Here is a 9616-nt window from a genome sequence, read left to right as displayed (position 1 = left end):
TTTTTTTTCGATTCAGGCGAGCAGCAATCCCTTCTTTTCGATGAAGCGAATGACTTCATCGAGCCCCTCGAGCGCCTTCAGATTGCACATCACGAAGGGCCGCTCGCCGCGCATCTTTTTCGTGTCGCTCGCCATGATGTCGAGATTCGCGCCGACATGAGGCGCGAGATCGGTCTTGTTGATCACGAGCAGATCCGACTTCGTGATGCCCGGCCCGCCCTTGCGCGGAATTTTCTCGCCGCCCGCGACATCGATCACGTAGATCGTCAGATCGGAGAGTTCCGGGCTGAAAGTAGCCGCGAGGTTATCGCCGCCGGATTCGATGAAGACGATATCCGCATCCGGAAACTTCGACACCATCCGGTCGACGGCTTCGAGGTTGATCGACGCATCCTCGCGGATCGCCGTATGCGGGCAGCCGCCCGTCTCGACGCCCATGATGCGCTCGGCCGGCAGCGCGCCCGCGACGGTCAGAAGGCGCTGGTCTTCCTTCGTGTAGATGTCGTTGGTGATGGCGACGAGATCGTACTGCTCGCGCATCGCCTTGCAGAGCATTTCGAGCAGCGTGGTCTTGCCGGAGCCGACCGGTCCGCCCACGCCGACACGCAACGGTGGCAGCTTCTTGGTTCGGCGGGCGGCGGAGGAGTAAGCGGGAGCGTTCATGGAATCTCGGTTCAGGAGCGGAAAAGCCGCGAGTATTGCGATTCATGCCGCGCGGATAAAATGCCGAGCTGCGGCGCAAACGTGTTGATCTGGTCGGGCGAAGTATCGAGCGCGCGGCGCACGGCGGCATCGATCGGCTCGCGCAACGCGACGATGATGCGCTGCCCCGCGAGCTGGCCGAGCGGCACCGCCTTGAGCGCGGCGGCCGCCTGATTCTCGACCCAGCTGAATGCATAGGCCGCGAGCGCGGCTTGCGGCTGCGCATCGTGCGCGAACGCGGCGAAAGCGAAGGCGGTCGGTTGCGCGACGGGTTTGATCGCGGCGAGCGTCGCGCGGCGAGCTGCATCGCCCCATTCGAGCGATGCGCACAACTGGGCGAGCGACCAGCCCATCTGCTCGGTTTCGCGTCGCAGTTCCGCCGATTCGCGGCTCGCGAGATATTCGTCGTTCGCGGCGCTCAGCGCGGCTTCGTCGTGCGATCGCCAATGTTCGATCTGATGCGCGAGCATCGGCAATTCGCCGCGCGCGAGCACGTTGGTCAGACCGCTCGCGATCCAGTCGCGCGCGCTGTCGCCGTCGTGAATCAGGCCGTGCTCGATCGCCGCTTCGAGTCCTTGCGAATAGCTGAACGCGCCGATCGGCAGCGCCGGCGACGCGAGATGCAACAGCGCGGTGAGCTCAGCGATGCGCATGGCCGTGGTGATGATGACCGTGGTCGTGCTCATGCCCGTGATCGTCACCGCACGACGAATGATCGTGGTCATGCGAGTGATCGTGCCCGTGATGCTCGTCGAACACCTTCTGCGCGAGCGCGTAGTCTTCGCTGAACGTCTCGTCGTGACCATGCTTGTGCCCGCCGCCGTAGGCGCCCGTTTCGGGCTGGAACGGCTGCGACTCGTGCGCGACGAGCACGCCGAGGCGTTTCAGCATGTCTTCGAGCACGGGATCGGCTTCGAGCTTCAGATAGTCCGCGCCGACTTCGACGGGCGTATGCCGGTTGCCGAGATGATAGGCCGCCCGCGTGATCAGACGCACGCTCGGCGCGCGCACGACGAGCACGTCCTCCGCCGCCGCGACGACGCGCACGAAACCGCCGTCATCGGCGACGAGCATGTCGTCGTTCGCGAGCACGGTGCCGCGCGGCATCACGAGGGCGACTTCCTCGCCGCTGTCGAGCGTGGCCGCGAGCCGGCTCTTGCAGCGCGCGTCGAAAGGAAGAGTCAGGGTGGGCGCGCGCTTGACGAGCACGGGCGCGAGCTTCGCGGTCAGACGTTTGTCGATGGTACGCATGGCGATTCAGAACAGGAAATAGCGCTGCGCCATCGGCAGAACGGTGGCGGGGTCGCATGTGAGCAATTGCCCGTCGGCGATCACCTGATAGGTCTGCGGATCGACGCTGATGGACGGTTGCCATGCATTGTGAATCATGTCGGCCTTCGTCACATTGCGGCAGTTCTTCACCGCGACGATCTGCTTCTCCAGGCCATAGCGATCCGCGATGCGCGCTTCCATCGCCATCTGCGACACGAACGTGAGCGAGGTCTTGCCGAGCGCGCCGCCGCGCGTCGCGAACATCTCGCGATAGTGCACCGGCTGCGGCGTCGGAATCGATGCGTTCGGATCGCCCATCTGCGCGAGCGCGATCATGCCGCCCTTGACGATCAACGCGGGCTTCACGCCGAAGAACGCGGGCTCCCAGAACACGAGATCGGCCCACTTGCCCGGCTCGATGGACCCGACTTCATGCGCGATGCCGTGTGTGATCGCCGGATTGATCGTGTACTTCGCCACATAGCGCTTCGCACGGAAGTTGTCGTTGCGCGTGTTGTCCTCCGGCAATGCGCCGCGCTGCACCTTCATCTTGTGCGCCGTCTGCCAGGTGCGGATGATGACTTCGCCGACGCGGCCCATCGCCTGCGAATCGGACGACAGCATCGACAGCGCGCCGAGGTCGTGAAGGATGTCTTCGGCCGCGATGGTCTCGCGGCGTATCCGCGATTCCGCGAACGCGATGTCTTCCGCGATCGACGGATCGAGGTGATGGCACACCATCAGCATGTCGAGATGCTCGTCGAGCGTGTTGACGGTATAGGGGCGCGTCGGATTCGTGGAGGAGGGCAGCACGTTCGATTCGCCCGCCACCTTGATGATGTCCGGCGCGTGGCCGCCGCCCGCGCCTTCGGTGTGATACGTGTGGATCGTGCGGCCCTTGAACGCGGCGATGGTCGTCTCGACAAAGCCCGCTTCGTTCAGCGTGTCGGTGTGGATGGCGACTTGCGTGTCGGTATCGTCGGCGACCGAGAGGCAGTTGTCGATCGCGGCGGGCGTCGTGCCCCAGTCCTCGTGCAGCTTCAGACCGATCGCGCCGGCCTTGACCTGTTCGACGAGCGGCTCTGGCAGGCTCGCGTTGCCCTTGCCGAGAAAGCCGAGGTTCATCGGCCAGCCATCGGCGGCCTGCAGCATGCGCTCCATGTGCCACGGCCCGGGCGTGCAGGTCGTCGCGTTGGTGCCGGTCGCGGGGCCGGTGCCGCCGCCGAGCATCGTCGTGACGCCGCTCGCGAGCGCTTCGTCGATCTGTTGCGGGCTGATGAAGTGGATGTGCGTATCGACGCCGCCTGCCGTGACGATCATGCCTTCGCCGGCGATCACTTCCGTCGCCGCGCCGATCGCGATGTTCACGTTCGGCTGAATGTCCGGATTGCCCGCCTTGCCGACTGCGAAGATGCGTCCGCCCTTGATGCCGATATCGGCTTTCACGATGCCCCAGTGATCGAGGATCAGCGCGTTGGTCACGACGGTATCGACCACGTCGGCGGCGGACCGTTGCGACTGGCCCATGCCGTCGCGAATCACCTTGCCGCCGCCGAACTTCACTTCCTCGCCGTAGGTGGTGAAGTCGCGCTCGACTTCGATGATGAGATCGGTGTCGGCAAGGCGCACACGGTCGCCGGTGGTCGGGCCGAACATTTCCGCATAAGCGCGGCGGCCGATGCGTAGCGTCATGTTGTTGATGTCCTGTTCAGAGTGGGCCCATTACGAGGCCGTTGAAGCCGTAGACGTGGCGATCGCCGGCGAGCGCGACAAGCTCGACCGTGCGTTCCTGTCCCGGCTCGAAGCGCACGGCGGTGCCCGCCGCGATGTTGAGCCGGAAGCCGCGCGCCTTCTCGCGCTCGAACTTCAGCGCCGTGTTGACTTCGTAGAAGTGATAGTGCGAACCGACCTGCACGGGCCGGTCGCCATGATTCGCGACGACGACCGTCACGGTCTCGCGGCCCGCGTTCAGTTCGTGCTCGCCATCGTCGATGAAATATTCGCCGGGGATCATGTTTTCAGGGGATCGGATGATGAACGGTGACGAGCTTCGTGCCGTCGGGGAAGGTCGCTTCGATCTGGATGTCGGGGATCATCTCCGGCACGCCTTCCATCACGTCGTCGCGCGTGAGAAGCGTGGTGCCGTAGTGCATGACTTCGGCGACGGTCTTGCCGTCGCGCGCCGCTTCCATCAATGCCGCCGAGATGAACGCGACGGCTTCCGGATGATTGAGCTTCAGGCCGCGCGCTCGGCGGCGCTCGGCGAGCAGGGCTGCGGTGAAGATCAGCAGCTTGTCCTTTTCTCTGGGCGTGAGTTTCATGGGCTTCTTTTATGGAGAAAAGTGTTGCGGGCTTTGCAATGCTAGCACCGGAATGCCTTGTTTTACGGGTCTTTCGGGAAGCTTGCGGCTCACTGGATGAAGCGCTGCAACTCCACCGTCGATGGCCGCTCGAAAATCGCTTCGGGCGTGCCCGATTCCCACACGCGCCCCTGATGCATGAACACGACCTTGTCGCTGACCTTGCGCGCGAAGCGCATCTCGTGCGTGACCATGATGAGCGTCATGCCGTCGCGCGCGAGATCTTCGACCACCGCGAGCACTTCGCCGACGAGCTCGGGATCGAGCGCCGAGGTGATCTCGTCGCACAGCAGCACGGTCGGCTTCATCGCCAATGCGCGCGCGATGGCCACGCGTTGCTGCTGGCCGCCGGAAAGCTGGTCGGGATAGGCGTCGAACTTGTCGCCGAGACCGACGCGTTCGAGCACCGTATGCGCGCTCGCGCGCGCCTTCGCCTTGTGGATCTTCTTGACGACGGTCTGCGCGAGCATCACGTTCTCGCCGGCGGTGAGATGCGGAAAGAGGTTGTATTGCTGGAACACCATGCCGACTTTCAGACGCAGCGCGCGCAGGTCGGCATGACGCGCATCGATATGTTCGCCGTCGATTTCGATCGAGCCCTCGTCGATGCTTTCCAGTCCGTTCAAGGTGCGCAACAAGGTGCTCTTGCCCGAGCCGCTGCGCCCGATGATCGACACGACCTGCCCCTGCTCGACGGCGAAGTCGATACCCTTCAGCACCTGATTCGCGCCGAACTGCTTTTGAAGGTTGCGGGTTTCAACGAGCGGCATTCCATTTCCTTTCGAGCGTGCGCGCATAGCGCGTCAACGGATAGCAAAGCAAGAAGTAGATGACGGCGACGAGCCCGTACACGAGGAACGGCCGGAAAGTCGCATTCGAGATCATCGTGCCGGCCTTCGTCAGTTCCGTGAAGCCGATGATCGATACGAGCGCCGTGTCCTTCACCGCCTGCACCGCGAAGCCGACCGTCGGGCCGACCGCGATGCGCGTCGCCTGCGGCAGGATCACGTGACGGAGTTGCTCGAAGTAACTCATTGCGAGCGACGACGACGCTTCCCACTGTCCCTTCGGCACGGCCTCGACCGCGCCGCGCCAGATTTCCGCGAGATAGGCGCTGGTAAAGAGCGTGAGGCCGACAGTGGCCGCGAGCCACGGCGACACGTCGACGCCGAGCAAGGGCAGGCCGAAGAACACGAGGAACAGTTGCATCAGGAGCGGCGTACCCTGAAAGACCTGGATATAGCCTTTGACGAGCGTGCGCAGCAGGTGCGATTTCGACACGCGCATCACGAGCAGCGCAAAGCCGACGATGCCGCCCAGCACGAACGACACGATCGACAGCACGATGGTCCAGCGCGCCGCGAGCAACAGATTCTCGAAGATCTGCGCGAGGGTGAATTCGATCATCGCGCGGCGCTCCGGTTGTTCATCAACAGGCGCTTGCCCATCGCGTTCAACGCGGTGCGCAACAGGAGCGCCATCACGAGATACGCGCCCGTGATGAAGAAGCACGTCTCGAACGCACGGAAATTGCGCGACTGGATATAGCTCGCGGCGTAGGTGAGATCGGGCACCGAAATCTGCGATACGACCGCCGAGCCGAGCATGGTGATGACGATCTGGCTCGTCAGCGCCGGAAAGACTTTCGCGAGCGCCTGAGGCAGCACGACATGACGAAAGGTCTCGCCGCGCGACATCGCAAGCGAAGCCGCTGCTTCGTGATGACCCTTCGGCACGGCGGCGATGCCCGCGCGGATGATCTCGATCGAATACGCGCCGAGATTGAGCGTCATCGCGAGAATGGCCGCGATGTATTCGCTCAGGTGAATGCCAAGCGCGGGCAGGCCGAAGAACACGAAGAACAACTGCACGATGAACGGCGTGTTGCGGACCGCTTCGACATAGCCGCCGACGAGCGTGGCGAGCCATGCGCGCCGGCTGTTGCGCGCGGCGGCGCCGAGCACGCCGACCGACACGCCGAGCGCCGTCGAGACCGCGGTCAGCGCGAGCGTGGTCGCCGCGCCGCTCGCGAACATGCCGGCGTATTGCGCGAGCTCGGCGAATTGAAGTTCATAGGCCATACGATGCCGCGCTCTCGATCAAAGGCTCGCGGGCAGCGGCTGGTTGAACCACTTCTTCGACATCGTGTTGAGCGTGCCGTCCTTCTTCGCCTGCGCAATCGTGTCGTCGACCTTGGTCATCAGGCGCGGCTCGTTCTTGTTCATGCCGACGAAGCACGGCGAATCCTTGATGATGAACTTCGCTTCCGGCCGGCGCGGCGGATTCTTCGAAAGGATCGCGGCCGCTACGATGTTGCCCGCCGCGATCAGCTGTACCTGCCCCGACAGAAACGCGGAGATGGTCGCGTTGTTGTCCTCGAAGCGCTTGATGGTCGCGTTCGGCGCCATCTGCGACAGCGCGATCTCTTCGAGCGCGCCGCGCGTGGCGCCGACGGTCTTTCCGGTGAGATCGGCGGGGCCGTTCACCTTGACGTCGGCGGGACCGAAGACGCCCTGGAAATAAGGCGCATAGGCGGTCGAGAAGTCGAGCACTTTCTCCCGCTCCGGCGTCTTGCCGAGCGACGAGATCACGAGATCGACCTTGTTGGTCGTCAGATACGGAATGCGGTTCGCGCTGTTGACGGGCACGAGTTCGAGCTTCACGTTCATCGATTTGGCGAGCAGCGCGGCCATGTCGACGTCGTAGCCTTGCGGCTTCATGTCGGCGCCGACCGAGCCGAAGGGCGGATAGTCTTCGGGCACGGCCACGCGCAGCGTGCCGCTCTTCGCGATCGTGTCGAGCGCGTCGGCGTGGGCGGCGAAGGGCGCCAGGGAAAGCAGCATCGCGACGAGTGCGGCGCGTCGCGCGCGGGAGAACGTGTTGAGCATCGATGATCCTTCGGTCTTGAACGGCCGCGTTGGAATGCGCGGCTCTCGAGCCAAGGCTTAAAGCGAGAGTCGTGCCATCGATGCTTCGTTATTGTGCTGTCTGCGTTTGCCGGCTGTGTGCATGTGGCTGCGCACAACGGATGTGCAGACCGATGCGCTTCGCTGGTGCGTACTAGGTAGTCCACAACCGCAAGGGTCGCGCATCGACGCCGTGAACGACGGGACGAAGATGCGTCCAGCAATCGGCGAGCGCGTTTTGCAGCGGTTCCATCGAGCGGCTGATCGCGCGCACGATCAGCACGCCCGGCGCGACGCACGACGCGCCTGCGCGCAACTCATCGTCGAAGGGCAGTTGCGCGGTGAGGGCTTCGGCGAGCGCATCGTCGCAGGCGGGACCGATCGCCCAGAGCGTGCCGTAAGCGGGAAAGCCCGCGAGTCCTTGCGCGGCATCGCGCAGCGGATCGTGTGCGTCGAGCAGCGTGCGTTCGAACCAGAGCGTCGCGCCGTCGCGCCGGGCGATCCGCGACACGGCCTTTATATGGCCTTGCGTCCATTTCTCGCCGGCGGCGGCGCGTCCGAGCAGCATCGCATCCCAGCCGATCGCGCTCGCGCCTTCATCGAGCGTCAGGTTGAATTCGAGCTCGATGTTCGACGATTCGAACACGATGTTGTTCTGCGGAAGCCAGTCGAGCTTCGCGTGCGCGGCGAGATCGATATCGATGCGCTGCGTCGCGAGCTTGCCGTTGGCCTTGTACCACTTGGTCGCGCCGGGCGTCGTGATGACGGCGTGCGTGTGGTCCTGCAGACGCACGTCGATGCGCAGACGGTCGCCGCCCGCGACGCCGCCGGGCGGATGCACGATCACCGAATGACAGATATCGCCTTCGGGATAGAGCGGCCGCTGCAGCCGCAACGGCCCTTCGTGCTTGCGATGAACGCAGACCGTACGGTCGTATTGACGCGCGTAGCCGAGTTCGAGCGAGCCGCGCCAGATATCCGGGTCGGCCAGTGTTGCGTGGGGTTCGTAGTGCATGAGCGATGCGTTTCAGGGCTGAGCCCAGATCATACGGCGATCAGCTCGCGCACTCCATGCGCGTCCATTTCCGAGCCCGCGCCGCCCGCGACGATCTCGCCGCGGCTCATCACCCAGTATTGATCGGCGAGTTCGCGCGCGAAGTCGTAATACTGCTCGACGAGCAGCACCGTCATGCCCATTTCGTCGACGAGTTGCCGGAGCGTTCTGCCGATGTCGCGAATGATCGATGGCTGAATGCCTTCGGTCGGTTCGTCGAGGATGAGCAGTTGCGGTTCGCTCATCAGCGCGCGGCCGATGGCGAGTTGCTGTTGCTGGCCGCCGGAGAGATCGCCGCCTCGGCGGTTCTTCATGTCCTTGAGGACCGGGAACAGCGCGTAGATGTGGTCGGGGATTTTCGATGGCGCCTTGCGGCTTGCCGCGCCGACCATCAGATTTTCCTCGACGGTGAGACGGCCGAAGATATCGCGTCCTTGCGGTACGTAGGCGAGACCGTTCGCGACGCGCGCGTGCGTGGGCATCGAGGAGATCTTGTTGCCGCGCCAGTTGATGGTGCCGCTCTTCGTCGGGACGACGCCCATCAGGCAGCGCAGGAGCGTCGTTTTGCCGACGCCGTTGCGGCCCAGCAGAACGGTGAGCTTGCCGTCGGGGACGGTCATCTTCACATCGCGGAGGATGTGGCTGCCGCCGTAGTATTGGTTCAGGTTGTCGACTTCTAGCATGAGGTTCTGTCTCTGTCTCTGTCTGTAGCTCTGGCTTGCGCTTGTTTCGTGGAAGCCTGTTTTCGTGTCGGTCTATTGGCTCTGCCCCTGTGCGGGGCGGCAGTCACTTTCTTTGCTGCTGCAAAGAAAGTAACCAAAGAAAGCAGCTATCCCCATCCAAAGTACTTCACACCGGCCCCGGCACAGGCGATTGGCCTAATGGCCCGCCCGTAGCAAGTGCCCTCACAAGCAGAACACAACTTGGATCGCGCACGGTCCGTCTCATCGCACCTCGATGCTTGCGGGTTCAGCACGAAATAGCTCCGGCCCGCTACGCGGCCGATGGGTCCATCAGGTCGGCGCGTGCTTCTTTGCTAACGCTTCCATCTCACTGCAATTGCCCCTGGTTGGTTTCCCTTGTGGGCCCGGCGGCAGCGCGTAGCGCTGTGCCGATGCTCTTTTGTGCTGAACCAGCGCCCTCAAAGTAGTGGTTCGTCGGACCGTGCGCGGTCCAAGCCGAGTTCTGCTTGCGGGGTCACTCGCTACGGGCGGACCATTAGGCCAATCGCCTGTGCCGGGGCCGGTGTGAGGTACTTTGGATGGGGATAGCTGCTTTCTTTGGTTACTTTCTTTGCAGCAGCAAAGAAAGTGACTGCCGCC

Annotated in this window: 12 protein-coding genes; all 12 read right to left on the bottom strand. The window is 63.7% G+C overall.

The features are described from left to right. Positions 1-12: 12 nt before the first annotated feature. Positions 13-663 (bottom strand): urease accessory protein UreG, encoded by a 651-nt coding sequence (ureG, locus tag U4Y90_RS30525; protein WP_321800259.1) that lies wholly within the window; start codon positions 661-663, stop codon positions 13-15. Positions 664-674: 11 nt separating this feature from the next. Next, positions 675-1355: an urease accessory protein UreF gene (locus U4Y90_RS30520; protein WP_321800267.1), complete on the bottom strand. Its 681-nt coding sequence runs from the start codon at positions 1353-1355 to the stop codon at positions 675-677. Then, positions 1342-1953 carry an urease accessory protein UreE gene (gene ureE / locus U4Y90_RS30515; RefSeq protein ID WP_321800257.1) on the bottom strand — a complete coding sequence of 204 codons (612 nt, stop codon included), beginning with the start codon at positions 1951-1953 and terminating at the stop codon, positions 1342-1344. The genes U4Y90_RS30520 and ureE overlap by 14 nt, the downstream gene beginning before the upstream one ends. Positions 1954-1959: 6 nt before the next feature. Beyond that, a complete protein-coding gene (gene ureC, locus U4Y90_RS30510; protein ID WP_321800255.1) occupies positions 1960-3666 on the bottom strand; it encodes an urease subunit alpha in 1707 nt (568 codons plus the stop codon). Positions 3667-3682: 16 nt separating this feature from the next. Continuing rightward, positions 3683-3988, bottom strand: coding sequence for an urease subunit beta (locus U4Y90_RS30505; protein ID WP_321800254.1), 306 nt, complete (start codon positions 3986-3988; stop codon positions 3683-3685). 4 nt (positions 3989-3992) lie between these two features. After that, positions 3993-4295, bottom strand: coding sequence for an urease subunit gamma (locus tag U4Y90_RS30500; protein ID WP_008342482.1), 303 nt, complete (start codon positions 4293-4295; stop codon positions 3993-3995). Between the two features lie 89 nt (positions 4296-4384). Next, entirely contained in the window at positions 4385-5104 is a 720-nt protein-coding gene (locus U4Y90_RS30495) for an amino acid ABC transporter ATP-binding protein (RefSeq protein ID WP_321800248.1), read from the bottom strand. After that, positions 5091-5741: an amino acid ABC transporter permease gene (locus U4Y90_RS30490; protein ID WP_321800246.1), complete on the bottom strand. Its 651-nt coding sequence runs from the start codon at positions 5739-5741 to the stop codon at positions 5091-5093. Before U4Y90_RS30490 ends, U4Y90_RS30495 begins: the two co-directional genes overlap by 14 nt. Then, entirely contained in the window at positions 5738-6415 is a 678-nt protein-coding gene (locus U4Y90_RS30485; RefSeq protein ID WP_321800244.1) for an amino acid ABC transporter permease, read from the bottom strand. Before U4Y90_RS30485 ends, U4Y90_RS30490 begins: the two co-directional genes overlap by 4 nt. 18 nt (positions 6416-6433) lie before the next feature. Beyond that, on the bottom strand, positions 6434-7222 hold the full coding sequence (locus U4Y90_RS30480) for a transporter substrate-binding domain-containing protein (RefSeq protein ID WP_321800242.1): 789 nt from the start codon (positions 7220-7222) through the stop codon (positions 6434-6436). A 172-nt stretch (positions 7223-7394) separates the two neighbouring features. Continuing rightward, the gene (locus U4Y90_RS30475) at positions 7395-8255 is read right to left on the bottom strand and encodes an urease accessory protein UreD (RefSeq protein WP_321800240.1); all 861 of its coding nucleotides are present in this window, start codon (positions 8253-8255) and stop codon (positions 7395-7397) included. 29 nt (positions 8256-8284) lie between these two features. Next, a complete protein-coding gene (urtE, locus tag U4Y90_RS30470; protein ID WP_321800238.1) occupies positions 8285-8977 on the bottom strand; it encodes an urea ABC transporter ATP-binding subunit UrtE in 693 nt (230 codons plus the stop codon). Positions 8978-9616 lie beyond the last annotated feature (639 nt).

The organism is Caballeronia sp. J97, from assembly GCF_905220305.1.
Taxonomy (GTDB): domain Bacteria; phylum Pseudomonadota; class Gammaproteobacteria; order Burkholderiales; family Burkholderiaceae; genus Caballeronia.
The sequence above is the reverse complement of the archived record's forward strand: the minus strand, read 5'-3'. Positions and strand labels throughout refer to the sequence as shown.

Coding starts and splice junctions, on each gene's coding strand:
- U4Y90_RS30520 (WP_321800267.1), bottom strand. CDS start 1,355: ATGCGCATCGCTGAGCTCACCGCGCTGTTGCATCTCGCGTCGCCGGCG.
- U4Y90_RS30475 (WP_321800240.1), bottom strand. CDS start 8,255: ATGCACTACGAACCCCACGCAACACTGGCCGACCCGGATATCTGGCGC.
- ureG (WP_321800259.1), bottom strand. CDS start 663: ATGAACGCTCCCGCTTACTCCTCCGCCGCCCGCCGAACCAAGAAGCTG.
- U4Y90_RS30495 (WP_321800248.1), bottom strand. CDS start 5,104: ATGCCGCTCGTTGAAACCCGCAACCTTCAAAAGCAGTTCGGCGCGAAT.
- urtE (WP_321800238.1), bottom strand. CDS start 8,977: ATGCTAGAAGTCGACAACCTGAACCAATACTACGGCGGCAGCCACATC.
- U4Y90_RS30500 (WP_008342482.1), bottom strand. CDS start 4,295: ATGAAACTCACGCCCAGAGAAAAGGACAAGCTGCTGATCTTCACCGCA.
- U4Y90_RS30480 (WP_321800242.1), bottom strand. CDS start 7,222: ATGCTCAACACGTTCTCCCGCGCGCGACGCGCCGCACTCGTCGCGATG.
- U4Y90_RS30505 (WP_321800254.1), bottom strand. CDS start 3,988: ATGATCCCCGGCGAATATTTCATCGACGATGGCGAGCACGAACTGAAC.
- ureC (WP_321800255.1), bottom strand. CDS start 3,666: ATGACGCTACGCATCGGCCGCCGCGCTTATGCGGAAATGTTCGGCCCG.
- ureE (WP_321800257.1), bottom strand. CDS start 1,953: ATGCGTACCATCGACAAACGTCTGACCGCGAAGCTCGCGCCCGTGCTC.
- U4Y90_RS30490 (WP_321800246.1), bottom strand. CDS start 5,741: ATGATCGAATTCACCCTCGCGCAGATCTTCGAGAATCTGTTGCTCGCG.
- U4Y90_RS30485 (WP_321800244.1), bottom strand. CDS start 6,415: ATGGCCTATGAACTTCAATTCGCCGAGCTCGCGCAATACGCCGGCATG.